The organism is Caldicellulosiruptor hydrothermalis 108 (assembly GCF_000166355.1).
Classification (GTDB): domain Bacteria; phylum Bacillota; class Thermoanaerobacteria; order Caldicellulosiruptorales; family Caldicellulosiruptoraceae; genus Caldicellulosiruptor; species Caldicellulosiruptor hydrothermalis.
Genome location: NC_014652.1, coordinates 1,677,775 through 1,694,740 on the forward strand (window position 1 = coordinate 1,677,775; position 16,966 = coordinate 1,694,740).

Here is a 16,966-nt window from a genome sequence, read left to right on the forward strand (position 1 = left end):
TAAAACTCCCTTAACAGTTTTTTAATAATTGGATTGTATAATATACTTGTCCAGCTGAAATTCCCCCATCGTTTATGGGAAATAAGGAATTAAAATAAACTTTAAACCCTTCTTTCTCAAGCATAGACACTGCCTTTTCAAGCAAAAGCCTGTTTTGGAATACTCCACCAGATAGTACTACAACCTCTTTATTATAATTTTCTCTCAACCTCTTTGCCACTTCAACAACTATTTTTGCAACGGTGTTGTGAAATTTCGCAGAAATCAAGCTTCTGTCAGTCTTTCTTTTAATATCATTAATGATTTGTTGTAGTATATACACAATATCTATTTCAATTTCATGTTCAAAATTCATAACAAAATCATAAAACCCTTCTTCTGTCTTATCAGCAATACTTTCTAAAATCATTGGAATCTGTGCTTCAAAATTGTTTTTCTCTCCACATCTTAAAAGTACACCCACAACATCAAATATCCTCCCAAAACTTGAGCAAAGAGGGTAATTCAGTAACCTTGCTGCCTTTACAATTTTTGAAAGAAAATTAGAATTTGCAAAATACTCTTCTGCAAAGCTTTTATCAATTTCATATGCAAAATAGTATGCCAGTCTCACAGGCTCTTTTATAGATTTTTCTCCGCCCACTAAAGGATAGTACTTTAGATGAAATGCTCTTTTCACATTGCTTTTATCAATTATAAATCCTTCACTTCCCCATACGTTCCCATCCAATCCCAAGCCTGTTCCGTCAAATGCAAACCCTACACAGCTATCTAAATTATTTTCAAGCATGCATGAAAATACATGAGCTATATGATGCTGAACATATACAATTCTTTTGTCATCTTTTGTAGCAATATCTTCGGCAAGGGAAGTTGTAAAATAGTTTTTGTGCAGATCACAGGCAATATAATCATATTCTAAGTTGTAAAGAAAAAGAAGGTCACTTAGCGCAGACTTATAAAAGTCTATATACTCTTTTGTGTCAAGGTCACCCAGGTATTGACTTACAATAACCTCATCATCTTTTTTCAAGGCAACTGTAGTTTTTTCATGGCCTCCTAATGCTAAAATATTTTTCTCTACAAATTTTGTTGAAGAAATCTTTAATCTTAGAGGAACAAAACCTCTTCCTGGTCTTGTCAGTACAAACTTATCTTTTACAACAAAACCTACACTGTCATCGCATCTTCGAACTATTTTTCTGTTGTGATAGAGCACATAGTCACAGATACCCTCAAGTTTTTGAATAGCCTCGCCTTCGTCAATAATCATTGGGATTCCTGAAAGGTTGGCAGAGGTTGCAATTAAAAAGTCCCTGCCAGTTTTTTTCAGGATATAGTCCAAAATAGGGGTGTACGCCCTCATTATACCGAGGGTGTGAAGATTGCCATTTACGTGCGAAAAATGCTCAGTCTTTTTTTCAAAAAGAATTATAGGACATCGTGGAGAAGAAAAAATATCTTCTTCCATCTTATTGACATGGCAATATTTTTTTACTACTTCAATGTCCTGGGCAACAAGTGCTAAAGGCTTGCCTTCTCGTCTTTTGCTTTCAAATAGTCTTTTGACTACAGTTTCATTGTACGGATCACACACCAAGTGAAAGCCGCCTATTCCTTTTATTGCGACTATATATCCCTCTAAAATTTTTTGAGAAACAAAATCTAAAAGTTCAATTCCCTCTCCATGGATATGTTTTTTTTCAGCAAATGAAAAAAGAAAAAGTCTTGGTCCACATACTGGGCAGGTTGTTGACTGTGCATTGAATCTTCTGTTGTCTGGAGTAGAGTACTCCCTTTCGCACTCATTGCAAAACTTAAATTGCTTCATAGATGTATTTTCTCTATCATACGGTAAAGTTTCAATAATTGTGTATCTTGGTCCGCAGTTTGTGCAGCTAATAAATACGTTGTGATAGTGTCTGTGAGATTTGTCATAAAATTCTCTTCTACAATCCTCACACATCCCTAAGTCATAAGGAAGGACTGTTGAAATCCTATTTTTTTCACTTTCAACAATACAAAACTCTTTTTCATCTACAACCGGTTCAATCTCATAAAACTCTATTTTCTCCAAATAAGCATTTTTAGGAAGGCTGGTTATAATATACCGTGTTATTTGCTCTGAAGTTGTATCCCCTTGAAACTCTGCCAAAACGCCTTCACCAGTATTTTTTACAAACCCGGTAAGTCCAAGTTTTCTTGCAATACTATAAATAAAGGGTCGGAAACCGACCCCTTGCACAAGCCCTTTAAATATAAATCTGTACCTTTTCATAAGCATTTTCCCCTACTTTTTGAAATATGAATCTAAAAGAGTATAAAAGTAATTAATGAGGCTTCCCACACCTTCTTTTGTCCTGAACGATACCTCAAACAGTTTTAAATCTTTTTCTTTTATAGCTTCTAAACCCTTTTTGTATCTTTGCATATCAAAACCAATGGCATCCACTATATCAATCTTTGACAGAACAACAACGTCAGCTTTTTCAAACATCATAGGATATTTATATGGCTTGTCATCACCCTCTGCAGCAGAAGAGACAACAACTCTCAAGTTTTCTCCCAAATCAAACGAAGATGGACAGATAAGATTGCCAATGTTTTCAACAAAGATTACTGTTTTGGGCATAGGCTTGAGAGTATCTATTGCTTCTGCAACACTATCTGCAACTAAATGGCAAGCACCACCTGTGTTTATCTGCAAAACTTTAACTCCATAGCTTGCAATAGCTTGAGCATCAATTGTTGATGCAACATCACCTTCAATTACTGCAATGTTAAATACATCTTTAAGATTTTCTATCATGCACTTAATGAAAGATGTCTTACCTGCACCAGGTGATCCCATCACATTTACAATATACCATTTATTTTCATCTGCTAAGCTTCTTATATTGTCGGCTGCGTTTTGATTCCGCTCTAAAATATTTTTTATTACCTTTATCTCCATCTCAATCATCTACCTCTATAGACTCAATATAAAATTCCTTACCATGTTCAGTAAGTTTGCCTAACGACAAACATTTTGGACAGGTAAAATCTTTTGTCCTCTCAAAATATTCACTGCATTTTTGACAGTACAAAAGAGCCTTTTTAGGAATTATTTTGAGCTGAGCACCTTCTAAGATTGTTCCTTTTGTTAGGATGTCAAAATAAAATTTTAGTGACTCGTCAATAATTCCACTAAGCTCTCCAACTACAACTTTAATTCTTGTAACCCTTTTAAAGCTGACATCTTTCAATTCATCTTCTGCAATCTTTACAAGCTGCTGTGTAACAAAATACTCATGCATTTTATCATTTTCCTTCCAATTGTGCTTTGAGCTTTAGCCAAAGTCTCCTATTTAACCATTAGTTGCAGCAGCCTGTGCCTTTGGCTGCACCTCATCTTTTACTTCCTGCTTTTTGATGTAAAACTCTTTATAAGTGGTTGGAACGTTAAATTGCTCTTTTGAAATAAGACACTTTTTAGGACAGGACTCAACACATACATTGCAGAGCACGCACTTGTACTGGTTCAGCTGCCATGTTCTTGAGTTTCTATCCACCACTATCGCATTTGAAGGACATTTTCTCTGGCAGATACCACAGAAGATACACTTTTCTATCTCTATCTCAAGGCTTCCTCTTGTATCTTTAAAAAATGGCCTCTTTTCCTTCGGATAAAGCCTTGTTGCAGGCTTTGAAAACAGGTTATCAAGAACATTTTTAAGCATTCCAAACATTTTACCATCCCTCTTTACAAAAACTTTTTTACCTTTCGGTACATGAGATACATGGGTCGATTGTCAAAACAAGCATTGGAACATCTGCAAAATCCACACCCTGAAGCATCTTCACAAGCGCAGGAATATTTGCAAAAGTTGGTGTTCTGATTCTGAGCCTTTCTAAATTCTTTGTCCCGTTTGCCTTTATATAATATACATCTTCTCCTCGTGGCTGTTCAACCCTTGAAATAACCTCACCGTTTGGAAATCCTTTGACTGGCGTTGAGATCTCACCTTCTGGCATTTTAAATATAGCCTGACGAATAAGGTCAATTGATTGATAGCACTCGCGAAGTCTTACTTTAAGTCTTGCATAGCAGTCCCCGTCATTTTCCACAACAGGTTCAAAATCAAGCTCACCATATGCTGCATACCCAAGGGTTCGCAGGTCCATACTGATTCCGCTTGCCCTTGCCATTGGTCCTACACAGCCAAGTTCGTAAGCCTCTTGCTTGCTCAGAACACCTACTCCTACAAGTCTTTTCTTGACTGTATAATCGTTCAAAAATGAACCCTCTATCTTCTTTAGCTCCTCTTCCAACTTTGCAAGATTGTCTAAAATGAACTTTTGTTTATCAGCATCTATATCTCTTCTAACTCCACCAATTATATTTGTGGAAATTATAACTCTTGAACCTGCTGTTGCTTCCATAAGGTCCATCACAAGCTCTCTATTTCTCCAGCACTGCATAAAAAGACTTTCAAAACCAAAAGCATCAGCTAATAGCCCAAGCCACAAATGGTGGCTGTGAAGCCTGTGAAGCTCTGCCCAAATTACTCTCAAGTATTTTGCTCTGTCGGGCACTTCAATGCCCATTAGCTCTTCAATTCCCTGGCAATAAGCCAAAGCCTGCTGAAAACTGCATATACCACAAACTCTCTCAACCACATATATGTTTTGATTTATATCCTTTTCCTCAGCAAGCTTTTCAAGTCCTCTATGAACATAACCTATTGCAGGTATCGCTTCAACAACTTTTTCGTCCTCTAAAACAAGCCGTAGCTGCAAAGGTTCAGGCAAAACAGGATGCTGTGGACCAAACGGAACAATCGTTCTTTTCCCCAAAGTCTTCTTACTCTCCTTTCTTTACTTTTACCACTGGCTTTTTGCGCATAGGAGATTCTAAGTCTTCAGTTATCATGAACTTTCCTTCGTAATCAATCAAAAGATTTTCAAATTCTATGCCAAACAAATCTTTTATCTCATTTTCAACAAACACAGCTGCAAAATATATATCTGAAATAGAAGGAACTCTTTCCTCAGCCTGTACAGTAATTCTTATATTTGTCAGTTGGTAATCCTTATCAAAGTGATAGATTATATCAAACCTTCCATCGCCCAAATCAACACATGTTGCTGTGACAAATCTATACCCATCTGCTTTTAAGGCTAAAACTTCTTTCCTCAAATCCTCTTTCTGAAGTTCTTTAAGATTTTGCAACATTCAAAATCTCACCCTTTTTCATATTCTTTTTCTTCTCTTCTAAAAGCTGTGCAGCTTTTAAGATTCCTTCCATGATAGCCTCAGGCCGTGGCGCGCATCCAGGAACATACACATCAACAGGAACAACTGTATCAGCACCGCCAAGAGTATTGTAACATTCTTTGAATATCCCGCCAGAACATGCACATGCTCCAATTGCTACAACAGCTTTTGGATGTGGCATCTGATCATATATTGTCTTTAAAACTCTTGCATTTCTGTGGTTAACAGAACCTGACACAACCAATATATCAGCATGTTTGGGATTACCTACATTTATAATTCCAAATCTCTCAACGTCATATACAGGTGTTAACGTTGCCAGTATTTCTATATCACAACCGTTGCAGCTGTTACAATCATAGTGAACAATCCATGGAGACTTTTTCAATGCCTTTCTGAATAACACTTTTTATTTTCACCCCTGTTTTTTATAATAACCTATACTTTATATATACCCAAATGAGATTGACAAGCGCAAAACCAAATGCTACTGACCAAGTAAGCCGTAGCATTATCTTCCATGTAAGCCTTGCTGAGATATTGTCAATTACAATCTCAATAAAGTAGCAAATCAAAATTGCTGCTATTGCTACAAAGATATTTTTTGCAAAAAACAGCCATACAAAAAGAAGCAAAAGCACAAGCTCGTACCAGTGACCAAGCTCAATCAAGCCAAGAACAGGTCCTGCAAACTCTGTTGTTATCCCCTTTACAAGTTCTTGATGACCATGGTGTGAAGTCGACAAATCAAATGGAGATTTTCGAAGCTTAATAGTTAAAACATAGCTGAATGCTATGAAGATAAATGGTAAATCTAATATCAAAAAGCTGTTGTGTTTCAAAATGTCTTCTATATTGAAACTCCCAGTTACAAAGTAAATTGCTACTATCATAGCAATTAAAACGGGTTCATATGCAAGCACAGATATCAATTCCCTGTGAGCACCTATCCTTGAATATGGCGAATTTGTTGCCATTGCTCCAAGAATGAGCGCTGTTGTAGCAAATGCAAGAATAAATAAAATCAAAAGAAGGTCCATCTTAAGCACAAACATCACAACTGCAACAATGTTAAATACCAAGAACAAAAATGCATACAAAATCTGAGTGTTCGAAACAACAATGGTCTCTTTTGAAAATAGTTTAAAAAGATCATAAAAAGGCTGCAAGATGGGCGGTCCAAACCTGTTTTGCATTCGCGCAGTTATTTTTCTATCAATTCCTGTTATAACTCCACCAACTAAAGGTGCAATTATGACAGTTGCCAGTGTAATCCATATTTCTTTCACTTTAAAATCACCCCAAACATTATTGCGATTAATGCAATTGAAAGAATATTTACAATAAGTGTTACTGTCTTCTCATTTGTGAGTGTTTCAAAATAATAATTTTTGAATTCAAACGGCACAACTCTATCTTTTTCGCCTCTGAAACCAAAATTGTCCGAATTTTCACATGACATATACACAGGTACATATCTTTTCGGCTTAAACCACCTATATATTAGAGTTCCCAGAACAACTGCTGCTACCAGCACACCAAAAAATACAAGCGGATTAAATCCAAAGAAATCTTTCACATATAATTCTTTTATATTGCTGCTGCTAACACCTGAATACCTTGCAAAAGAAGACTTGAAAAATGGCACAACAAAAGTATTTGTAAACTGGATCAAAAAGATGCTTACAAAAACTACCAATATTGAAATAGCCATCAACGGGATATGCTTTACAAATTCAAATTTTTCTATCTTATTTTTATCCTTTCCATCAGAAAGAATCTTGCCTATAAACTTTGTCCAGAAAACAACTGTAAAAGCACTTCCCAAGATTATTTCAAGCATTGCTACAATGTTTTGAGTTGACACCTCAATAGCAATCCATTTTGTAATTAAAACGCCAAACGGAGGAAGTAGCATTGACACACTTCCTAAAAGAGTCAGAAAAGCAACAATTGGCATTTTATACTTGATTCCGTCCATATCCTCTATGTTTCGCGAACCTATACCCTGTTCTATTGAACCAACGCACAAGAACAAAAGCGCTTTAGACACACCATGCAAAACTATCAAAAGTGCAGCTGCATATATAGCATACACATTTGCTATGGATGACAATGCAATTATAAGACCCAAGTTAGAAATTGTTGAGTATGCCAACACCCTTTTTGCATTTGACTGAAAGATGGCTAAAAGTGCTGCTGACACAAAAGTAAAAGAACCTGCTACCGCAACTATTTTTGACAGCCATGTATCAATAAATACCGGTGACAGCCTCAAAACTAGATATACTCCTGCTTTTACCATTGTGCTTGAGTGAAGCAGGGCAGACACAGGTGTTGGTGCCACCATAGCACCAAGTAGCCAACTCTGGAATGGCATCTGGGCAGACTTTGTAAATGCTGCAAGGACTAAAAAGGCAATTGGTATCATCAAAATACTGCTGTCTTGTGAAGATATAATCTCATTCAAAGCAACTGTGCCAGATTTATAGTACATAAATATTATACCTATAACAAAGCTAAGCCCACCTATCGAATTTAAAAGAAGAGCTCTTGTTGCATTTTTAATGCTCTCTTCATTCTGGTCATGAGAAATTAGCAGGAACGAACAGAGTGTGGTAATCTCCCAGAAAAAGTATACCCACAATATGTTGTTTGAAATCACAAGACCGTTCATTGCACCTAAAAATAGCATAATTATTGCAAAAAATATATTTTGTCTGCTCTTTTCAAGATGAAGGTGTTTCTCATGCTCTTCCATATAAGAAAGTGCAAATATTGCAATAAGCGGTCCTATTATGTTTATCAAAAGAAGCATAATAAAGCTCAAATGATCAACAAAAAATATATTTTCAACTTCTAATTTCCCTACTTTAAATTCAAACACGAACATAAAAACAAACTGCAAAATGGCAAGAAGGCTAATGAGCTTGTTTTTAAGTTTTGTACCAATCAAAAAAATGATTGCTAACAAAAAATAGTCGGCAAATGTTATGAGATATTCAAGTGCAAAATTTAAAGAATGCGAAAGTCTCAGTAACCTGTCACCCTGTGAAATAGAATAGATACTTGCGCTAATTAACACTGCAGACATCAAAAAAACAATAGCTTTTCTAAAATTGCTATTGTTAATAAGGTAGATAAAAAGTGCTGCTATCATGGGTAAAAATATTAGGAGTAAATAGATGTTCACCATCAGTTTCTTCCTTGCCCCTTTCTATTTGTGATGATAAACTATTGCTATTAAAGATTATAACATATAATCTTTGTCTTGTATACAGTATGCAAAAGTTAATTTGTTAACAAACTCCAGAATACTTGAAAAATAGCTGCTATTTTTTGTTCAACATTTTAAAAGAAGGTGATCAGTCTTGATAAAATTAATTGCGCTGGATATTGATGGAACCCTTTTAAATGATGCAGGTTGTATTCCTCAAATAAACAAGGAGTTTTTAAAAATTGCTGTAGAAAAGTATAAAATTGAAATAGTACTTTGTACAGGAAGAGGTGCTTCGGCCTTTAAAATTACAAAAGACCTGAATTTGCCATGTTCACTAATCTCGGCAAATGGCGTTTATGTTTTTGAAAATCCTGATTTTCCTCCCATCATAAAAAATTATCTTACAGAACGTCAGAAGAAAGTATTAATTGAGTTTCTTGATAATAATCATTTTGACATAGACTATTACATCGTACTGGGATATGACCAAGATTTTCACATGATTTATAAAGAAAGAACAAATCACGACAATTATTTTTTAAACTTTGTAAACGGCCGCAAACAATTTAAACCTACATACCCGGCAGAGAGGCTTTTAAAGTTTTTAGAATATCCTATTAGCCACATTGGAATTGTAGGCAAATACGAAAAACTTAAAGAGATAAAAGAAATCCTTAAAACACTTGAGTTGGATTGTAATATTATTCTCTACTATGCATCAGACAACAAAGAATATGGTTTCTTAGAAGTCTTGAGCAATGATGCATCAAAAGAGAAAGCTCTTTTGCAATTTATGAATTTTAAAAATATCTCATCTGAAGAATTGATATCAATTGGCGATAACTTCAACGACGTTGGAATGTTTAAAATCTCTGGTATAAGTGTAGCAGTTGCAAATGCACCAGAGGAAGTAAAAAAAGCTGCAAAGTTTGTAACCTGCAAAACTAACAACGAAGGTGCTGTTGCTGAAGCTATTGAAAGGTTCATAATGAAAAGGGATGGGTAAACCATGAACTGCCCATCCCTTTTTATTGCTACGCCTCTATCTATTGTAATTTTCATTTATATACTCCACGGCATCGGCTATAGCCTTTGCAACTGCATCTTTAAAACTATCGCTCAAAAGAAGGTCCAAATCTTGAGGGTTTGTCCCAAATGCAACTTCAACCAGCACAGCTGGCATAGAGGAAGTTCTCAGCACAGCCAAGTTAGGTCTTTCCACAATGCCCTTGTTCTGTGTACCAACCTGCTTGACTATGCTCTCAAGCACAATCTGGGCAAACTGCTTATCAGAAATAAGCCCATTTTGCTGTTTCTCTTTATACAAAACCATTGTTCCGCGCACAGATGAATTATCAATTGCATTGTTGTGAATGGAAATGAACAAGTCCGCATTTAAACTATTTGCCATCCTTGTTCTATCGTAAAGGTCTACATACACATCTTTATCACGCGACATATAAACTTCATAACCAAGGCTTTTGAGCTTTTCTCTCAGTCTTAAAGAGATATCTAAATTAAAATCTTTCTCATTATAAGTTACCTTTTTGCCATTTACCACTTTGGTGTATATAGCACCTGGATCAGAACCCCCATGACCTGGGTCAATGAATATCTTCAATTTCTTCTGAGGTTTTTGTAATTTTTGTGAAAAACTTATTGTAATATTAGTTCCACTTTTGCTTATGTTTGCTATGTAGTTAGGATTAATTTGAATGTAAACAATGCACTTGTCCTGCTGATAAACAGAATATACAGTGGTCACAACTGAGCCTTGTAAAGAATACACATCGTCTGCAATGGTTATAGGATACTGGCTTTCAAGTCTTATGGTGTTGCTGCTCTGGTCGTAAAAATAGTTTATCTGAGAGACAAAAGGCGAACTCAAAACAAGGCTTGAGGGCGGATTTACTCTTAAGCTTGAATACTGGTCAGCAAACACCACTTCTAACTTTCCATCAATTCTGTTTAAAACAAAAACCTTTGCCTTCGACGAAAAGATAATCTGACTACTATCCTGATCAATGTTTGAAAGAACATAAAAATCTACTCTACCATCATTTACTTGGTAAAGATTATTATTTTGAACTAAAAATTGGGCTCCCTTCAAATTCAAAACCACAAAAGACTCATCAGCTCTGTAAATATCACTTACAACTGTTGGACTAATTTCAATTTGGGCAAGAGTAAAGCCATCAGAAGGTATAACATCTATTTTTTGAATCATATATATTTGAGAAGGATAAGCTATTGAATTTTGAGAGCCTGGAGTTTGATAATCCTCGCTACTGTCAATATTTGTCTTTGACTCTATAACTTTTGGCAAATCTATTTCAATTTTGATTTGGTTGCCCTGGTTTATTACCTTGTAATTTTTTATCAAACTTGAATCATAATCTATTACAATGCGCGAAAATTTGTTGCCACTTGAATCAATGTTTTGTGCATGTCTTATTCTAAATATGCCATTTTTATTTATTTCTATTCTGTTATTTTGTAAATTATCAATACTATTTAAAACATCCAAAACTATTCTATCAGGATTAAAAAGTTTGTAGTCCTTATAAGACAAAGTTTGAGTTGCCGAAACAATCAGTATAAACTTATTATTTTCTATGGTATACTTTATGTCAGTAATATAATTTGTCTCCTGCACTGTTCTTGACAAATTGCTTCTTGAGGTTAAAGTATTTGAAATTTGATTTTTCGAAGAACTTGACTGTACAACTTGTGATTTTTTAGTATTTAAGCTTATCATCTTTTTTGTTTTATCAGTTTGATACGAGTAACCAAAAATTGATGCCAGATCTTTTGCCAGAATATAAGACTTTCCACTTTTTACAAAAACTTTGGCTGAAAGAGTTTTCTTTGTCTTATTGTAATAGTAAAATTCTTTATCAATATAAAATTCATATGTATCACTTAACCTTTTAGCCAAAACCTTCTTTGTTTTCGAATCATAAGACACATTAAACCCTACTAATTTCAAAAATTGAGCAAGAGCAAGATAAACATTGTCTTTACCTTCTAAAGCTTTTACCGATGATATAAATTTACTCTCAATATAAAGATTATAAGTTGTATCTTGAAAAGCATTGACTAAAGACGTCGTAATTCGGTTAGTATTAAAAACAACTATCATTCTGTTTTTATCGAACTGGCATAAATAATTAAAAATAGATGCTAAATCCTTTGCCATAATATAGGACTTACCCTTATTTATAATAATCTTAGCCAAAAGTTCTTTTTTTGTCTTATTGTAGTAGTAAAATGTCTTATCAACATAGAACTGATATGTATCCTTGGATTTTTTTGCTAAGATAGCTTTAGATTTTGAATCATAAGTAACACTAAATCCTTTTAGTTTGAAAAAGTCACCAAGTGCAAGGTAAACATTACCTTTACTTTCTAAAATCTTTACTGAGGATATTAGCTTCCCATCAATATAGAGTTTGTAAGAGGTGGCTGCAAAAACCGACATGAAAAGCAAAAAAAACACTATCACTATAGTCACTACATTCCTTATCTTATTCATGCCAGACCTACCCCGCAAAAAATGTAATTTATAGGTATATAATACCCCATTTTGTCGAACAAATCAATTTAAATATTTGCCAACGTATTGTATTTTTATACACTGTGGTGTATAATTATTTGCATAGTTGAAAACAAAACTTCATTAATACAAAGAGGAGATGACCAAGTTGATAAAAGCAAGCATTATAGGAGCATCAGGATATGTAGGATTAGAGCTTATTCGGCTTTTGTTAAGACACCCTGAAGTGGAAATTATATCTGTGATATCTTCAAGTAGCAATCAGCTTTCAATTGAGAAAACAAATCCTCAGTTTAAAAAGGTTTCAAATCTTGTATTTGAGGAATTTAATAGAGAAGCTATAGAAGAGGCAGATGTAATATTTTGTGCCTTGCCGCACGGTATTTCACAGGAATATGTCAAAATAGGATATGACCTTGGCAAGGTTGTGATTGATTTAAGTGCTGATTTTAGATACAAAGATTTGCAAAGATATGCAAAAGATTATACTGAGCATAAATACCCTGAACTTTTGCAAAAAAGCGCATATGGACTTTGTGAAATAAACAGAGGAGAGATTAAAAATGCTCAGATCATTGGAAATCCTGGATGTTATCCAACAAGTGCAATACTTGGCCTTGCTCCACTTTTGAAAAATAAACTCATAGACAAAAATAGTATAATAATAGACTCAAAGTCAGGCGTTTCTGGAGCTGGTAAAAAATCTGATTTTGCATATAGTTTTTGCGAACTTGATGAAAATTTCAAAGCGTATGGAGTTGCAAAACACAGACATACAAGCGAAATTGAAGAGAAATGTAGTTTGCTATTTGGTGAAGATTTGAATTTATCATTTACACCACATCTTCTGCCTGTAAAAAGAGGAATACTGTCAACTATATATGCTACTCTTGTTAAGAACATTGACAAGGGCGATCTTGTTGAAATCTATAATGAATTTTACAAAGATGAATACTTTGTTCGTATTTTTGAAGATGAACTGCCTGAACTAAAGTACGTAAGAGGCACAAACTTTGTTGATATCGGATTTGAAATTGACAAGAAAACAAATAGAGTTATTATAATCTCATGCATTGACAATCTCATAAAAGGTGCTGCCGGCCAGGCAATTCAAAATATGAATATAAGATTCTCTTTTGATGAAAAAATGGGACTTGTTATGGTGGGAGAATATTTTTAAAAACAACTAAGAATGAAGGGATGATGGTTTATGTACGAAGAAATGGACACTCTGATTGAAAAAGCAAGTATATTAATAGAAGCTCTTCCCTACATACAAAAGCTCTATGGAAAGACTGTTGTGATAAAATATGGCGGGAATGCCATGATAAATGAAAAGCTTAAAAACTGGGTTATGGAAGATATAACTTTGCTCAAATACATTGGTGTAAATCCAATAGTTGTTCATGGCGGTGGACCTGACATAAATTCAGTCCTTAAGAAGCTCAATGTTGAAAGTCAGTTTGTCAATGGGCTCAGAGTAACAGATATGCAAACCATGGAAGTTGCTCAAATGGTTCTGGTAGGAAAGACAAACAAAGAACTTGTATCAATGCTAAACCAAAAAGGGGGAAAGGCAATAGGTATTTGCGGAATTGATGGAAATTTAATTCAAGCACGAAAACATTATGAGTATGTAAATGGTGAAAAAGTTGACTTAGGTTACGTTGGAGAGGTTGTGTCAATAAACGCAAAGGTTTTAGAAATGCTTGCCAAGGATGAATACATACCTGTTGTTGCACCAATTGGTGTTGGAGAAGATGGCACAAGCTACAACATTAATGCAGATACTGTTGCTGCTGAGATTGCAAAGGCAATAAAGGCTGAAAAGCTCATGTTCATGACAGATGTTGAAGGATTAAAATACGATAAAAATAGCAAAGAAATAATCTCAGCAATAAGTGCCGATGAAGTTTTAAAGATGATTGATGAAGGAAAGATTGATGGTGGAATGATTCCAAAGGTTTTAGGATGCATTGATGCACTAAAGCACGGTGTCAATCGTACACACATACTTGATGGAAGAATTCCCCACTGTATTTTGCTTGAGATATTCACAGACAAAGGCATTGGAACAATGATTCATCTGTGAAAATTTTGTATGTCAGTTATAAATAAACGGGGCTTTATCCTTCTTTGACCATAGCCCCGTTTATTTATGGTACTTTCTCCCATAAATAATTGACAATCCTCTGTAAATTTGTTCATAAAGTAAGACTCTAAAAAGCTGATGAGGAAAAGTGAGTTTTGAAAATGAGAGAAGCAAATCAGCTCTTCTTTTCACTTCATTTGAAAGACCGTTGGAACTGCCAATGATAAAAGTAATATCCTTACTGCTATTCATGTTTTTCCTTAGAATCTCAGAAAATTCTTCTGATGAAAACTCAATTCCATTAACATCACACACTATTATAAATTCGTCTTTCTTTATAAGCTTTAAAATCTTATCAGCTTCTTTTTCTAAAAGCGTTTCGATATTAGAATATTTATTTTCATCTTCTTCTTTTATCTCTATTTCTTCGACTTTTACCCACCGCGAAAGTCTTTTTTTGTACTCTTCACATGCCTGTAGAAAATACTTCTCTTTTATTGTTCCAACACTGATTATTCTTATCATATATCATCCACTTTCGACAAAAGTTTGTCAAGAAGATAACTCAGTTCATCTCTGCACCTTCTGTACTCTTCGATATCCCCACCATACGGGTCAACAACATCCAATTCTTTTTTGTCATCCAAGACATACTCTTTTAGAGTAAACACCTTGTCCATAACACCAGGGTACATCTTTGTAATTACCTCTTTATGATACCTTTCCATTGTTAAGACAAGAGTGCTTTCTTTTATCATCTCCTCATTTATAAGTCTTGACACATGCGACGAGATATCAATACCAATTTCATTCATCACTAATATAGCATTCTTCGAAGCCTTCTGTGGGAAAAATGCAGAAAGCCCAGCTGATTCAACTTCAATGTCATCAATATTCATCTTTTTTAGCTTTTCCTTTAAAAGATGTTCTGCCATTGGACTTCTGCAGGTATTGCCTGTACACACAAAAAGTATCTTTTTCTTCAATATCACAACACCTCAACAATATGGTTTGCTGCTGCTTTGTAAAGTCTATTTTCCAGAGCAAGAAATTCTAAGTTAAATTCTCCCCACTCACAAAGTATATAATCAACACCAAGTTGGTTGAATTTTCTCAATATCGAAAACAGATTTCTCTCACACTCTTTTGCATCAAACATGCTCCCTAAAATGAGCTTGTACTGCGAATCAAAATTGTGGACTGTCTCATAAAAGCACAATATCCCAACCCTGTGTCCTTTAAACTCCAACTTCTTTTTCATCTCATTTATCTTGTCAATCCTTTTATCAATTCTTCCTTTTACTATTATGAGCTTGGCATCAGGTGCATAGTGCTTGTACTTCATGCCAGGTGACCTTGGCACAGTTCCAGTTAGTCCTTCCACCACCGCTTTGCTGTACTCTATATTGCCAAGCACCTCTTTCAAAGCAAAATACGAAATTGCACCAGGTCTCAAAATCACAGCTTTTTCGCCGCTCAAATCTACTACAGTTGATTCAAGTCCAAAAGAACATTTGCCACCGTCAATTATGATATCCACCTTACCCATCAGGTCCTCTATCACATGCTTGGCTTCTGTAGGACTTGGTTTTCCAGAGACGTTTGCTGATGGTGCTGCCACTGGTACACCGGAAAGTCGTATAAGTTCAAGCGCAATTTTATTTGCAGGCATTCTAACACCAACCGTCGAAAGACCTGCTGTGACGTTGTCAGCAATAACATTTTTCTTAGGTAGAACAATTGTAAGCGGTCCTGGCCAAAATCTTTCGATAAGCATATAAACTCTTTCATCTGTAATTTCAGCACACATCTCAAGCATCTCTTTTGAAGATACATGAACAATCAACGGATTGTCCTGAGGTCTTCCTTTAGCTAAAAAAATCTTATCCACTGCATCTTTTAAAAGTGCGTTTGCTCCAAGACCATATACAGTTTCTGTTGGAAATGCAACAAGCCCACCTTCCCTCAATATCAAAGCTGCTTTTTCAAGCTTTTTATAATCTATACCTTCCTTTGCGTCAATGATAATTGTCATAATTCCAACCACTCCAAAAGTAATAGTGCTATAATAATGCCTATCATGTTTGAGATTGTTGCCATTTTAATATTTTCTTTTCGACTATACTCTGGAATAAGCTCATTCATCACAACATACAACATTGCACCTGCTGCACAAGCAAGACAGCCTGCTACTACATATTTGTTAATATAGCTTATCATACTTCCAACTAAACACCCAATACCTGTTGGAACTCCTGACAATATTGCATATCTTAATATTTTTATTTTACTCTGCTTAGCCATCTTCAAAGGTAGCGAAAGAGCAAATCCTTCTGGAATATCATGAATTATTATCATAATTCCTACTAAAATTCCAAAACTCTTTTCTACAGCAAAACTGCTTCCTATTGCCAACCCTTCAGGAAAGTTGTGAAGAGAAAGAGCAACTAAAATAAGTATTCCACTCTTGAGATATCTGTTCTGTGAAAGTGAATATTTCATTGTCAATGCTCTTTCCAATATCCCAATCAAAAAATATGAAGCAATCAATGTTAAAATACATAAGAGCAAGTTTGAAATACTCACAGCTTCAGGGATAAGCCCAAAGCAAATTAAACCAAGCATAAGTCCTGATGTAAAACCAATTAAGGAGTCTTTCATATTCTCATCATTTAAAGGCAAGACCAAACCCGCCAGAGCCCCGACAAATGCTCCAGCTATCCCACAAAAAAAAGCAAAGAGGTTGAAAAATAAAAAATCTACTTTCAACAAAGCAACTTCAAAATTAACAAATTTCATTTAAATATTATGAGAATTTCATCCCTTTTATAAACACTTCAA

Annotated in this window: 17 protein-coding genes; 3 read left to right on the forward strand and 14 right to left on the reverse strand. The window is 34.9% G+C overall.

Features of this window, described 5'->3' with window-relative positions; translation table 11 throughout:
• Nucleotides 1-10: 10 nt before the first annotated feature.
• From hypF to CALHY_RS08375, 9 genes are read right to left on the reverse strand one after another with little or no spacing between them, the layout of a single operon-like run.
• Nucleotides 11-2,278, reverse strand: a complete 2,268-nt coding sequence (gene hypF, locus CALHY_RS08335) for a carbamoyltransferase HypF (RefSeq protein WP_013403523.1) — start codon at nt 2,276-2,278, stop codon at nt 11-13.
• 12 nt (nt 2,279-2,290) lie between these two features.
• Nucleotides 2,291-2,953: a hydrogenase nickel incorporation protein HypB gene (gene hypB, locus CALHY_RS08340; protein WP_013403524.1), complete on the reverse strand. Its 663-nt coding sequence runs from the start codon at nt 2,951-2,953 to the stop codon at nt 2,291-2,293.
• 1 nt (nt 2,954) lies between these two features.
• Nucleotides 2,955-3,296, reverse strand: a complete 342-nt coding sequence (gene hypA / locus CALHY_RS08345; protein ID WP_013403525.1) for a hydrogenase maturation nickel metallochaperone HypA — start codon at nt 3,294-3,296, stop codon at nt 2,955-2,957.
• Between the two features lie 51 nt (nt 3,297-3,347).
• Entirely contained in the window at nt 3,348-3,728 is a 381-nt protein-coding gene (locus CALHY_RS08350; RefSeq protein ID WP_013403526.1) for a 4Fe-4S binding protein, read from the reverse strand.
• 28 nt (nt 3,729-3,756) lie between these two features.
• Complete coding sequence (locus CALHY_RS08355) at nt 3,757-4,836, reverse strand: hydrogenase large subunit (protein ID WP_013403527.1); 1,080 nt, start codon at nt 4,834-4,836, stop codon at nt 3,757-3,759.
• Between the two features lie 7 nt (nt 4,837-4,843).
• Nucleotides 4,844-5,215, reverse strand: a complete 372-nt coding sequence (locus CALHY_RS08360) for an NADH-quinone oxidoreductase subunit C (RefSeq protein WP_013403528.1) — start codon at nt 5,213-5,215, stop codon at nt 4,844-4,846.
• Nucleotides 5,199-5,663 (reverse strand): NADH-quinone oxidoreductase subunit B family protein, encoded by a 465-nt coding sequence (locus CALHY_RS08365; protein ID WP_013290729.1) that lies wholly within the window; start codon nt 5,661-5,663, stop codon nt 5,199-5,201. Before CALHY_RS08365 ends, CALHY_RS08360 begins: the two co-directional genes overlap by 17 nt.
• 22 nt (nt 5,664-5,685) lie before the next feature.
• Nucleotides 5,686-6,546, reverse strand: coding sequence for a respiratory chain complex I subunit 1 family protein (locus CALHY_RS08370; protein WP_013403529.1), 861 nt, complete (start codon nt 6,544-6,546; stop codon nt 5,686-5,688).
• The gene (locus CALHY_RS08375) at nt 6,543-8,453 is read right to left on the reverse strand and encodes an NADH-quinone oxidoreductase subunit 5 family protein (RefSeq protein ID WP_013403530.1); all 1,911 of its coding nucleotides are present in this window, start codon (nt 8,451-8,453) and stop codon (nt 6,543-6,545) included. The genes CALHY_RS08370 and CALHY_RS08375 overlap by 4 nt, the downstream gene beginning before the upstream one ends.
• Before the next feature lie 175 nt (nt 8,454-8,628).
• Here CALHY_RS08375 and CALHY_RS08380 point away from each other — a divergent pair, with 175 nt between their 5' ends.
• Entirely contained in the window at nt 8,629-9,483 is an 855-nt protein-coding gene (locus CALHY_RS08380; protein ID WP_013403531.1) for a Cof-type HAD-IIB family hydrolase, read from the forward strand.
• 36 nt (nt 9,484-9,519) lie between these two features.
• Here the strand turns inward: CALHY_RS08380 and CALHY_RS08385 are convergent, their stop codons facing one another.
• Nucleotides 9,520-12,012: an N-acetylmuramoyl-L-alanine amidase gene (locus CALHY_RS08385; protein ID WP_013403532.1), complete on the reverse strand. Its 2,493-nt coding sequence runs from the start codon at nt 12,010-12,012 to the stop codon at nt 9,520-9,522.
• Between the two features lie 169 nt (nt 12,013-12,181).
• Here CALHY_RS08385 and argC point away from each other — a divergent pair, with 169 nt between their 5' ends.
• Entirely contained in the window at nt 12,182-13,213 is a 1,032-nt protein-coding gene (gene argC, locus CALHY_RS08390; protein ID WP_013403533.1) for an N-acetyl-gamma-glutamyl-phosphate reductase, read from the forward strand.
• A gap of 30 nt (nt 13,214-13,243) precedes the next feature.
• Nucleotides 13,244-14,125: an acetylglutamate kinase gene (argB, locus tag CALHY_RS08395; RefSeq protein ID WP_013403534.1), complete on the forward strand. Its 882-nt coding sequence runs from the start codon at nt 13,244-13,246 to the stop codon at nt 14,123-14,125.
• Between the two features lie 60 nt (nt 14,126-14,185).
• Here argB and rlmH read toward each other — a convergent pair whose 3' ends face one another.
• The 4 genes from rlmH to CALHY_RS08415 are packed head-to-tail and all read right to left on the reverse strand — an operon-like array spanning nt 14,186 to nt 16,924.
• Nucleotides 14,186-14,650 carry a 23S rRNA (pseudouridine(1915)-N(3))-methyltransferase RlmH gene (gene rlmH, locus CALHY_RS08400; RefSeq protein WP_013403535.1) on the reverse strand — a complete coding sequence of 155 codons (465 nt, stop codon included), beginning with the start codon at nt 14,648-14,650 and terminating at the stop codon, nt 14,186-14,188.
• Nucleotides 14,647-15,111 (reverse strand): low molecular weight protein arginine phosphatase, encoded by a 465-nt coding sequence (locus CALHY_RS08405; RefSeq protein WP_013403536.1) that lies wholly within the window; start codon nt 15,109-15,111, stop codon nt 14,647-14,649. The genes rlmH and CALHY_RS08405 overlap by 4 nt, the downstream gene beginning before the upstream one ends.
• Nucleotides 15,112-15,113: 2 nt before the next feature.
• Nucleotides 15,114-16,160: an L-threonylcarbamoyladenylate synthase gene (locus tag CALHY_RS08410; RefSeq protein ID WP_013403537.1), complete on the reverse strand. Its 1,047-nt coding sequence runs from the start codon at nt 16,158-16,160 to the stop codon at nt 15,114-15,116.
• Nucleotides 16,157-16,924 carry a ZIP family metal transporter gene (locus CALHY_RS08415; protein WP_013403538.1) on the reverse strand — a complete coding sequence of 256 codons (768 nt, stop codon included), beginning with the start codon at nt 16,922-16,924 and terminating at the stop codon, nt 16,157-16,159. Before CALHY_RS08415 ends, CALHY_RS08410 begins: the two co-directional genes overlap by 4 nt.
• Nucleotides 16,925-16,966 lie beyond the last annotated feature (42 nt).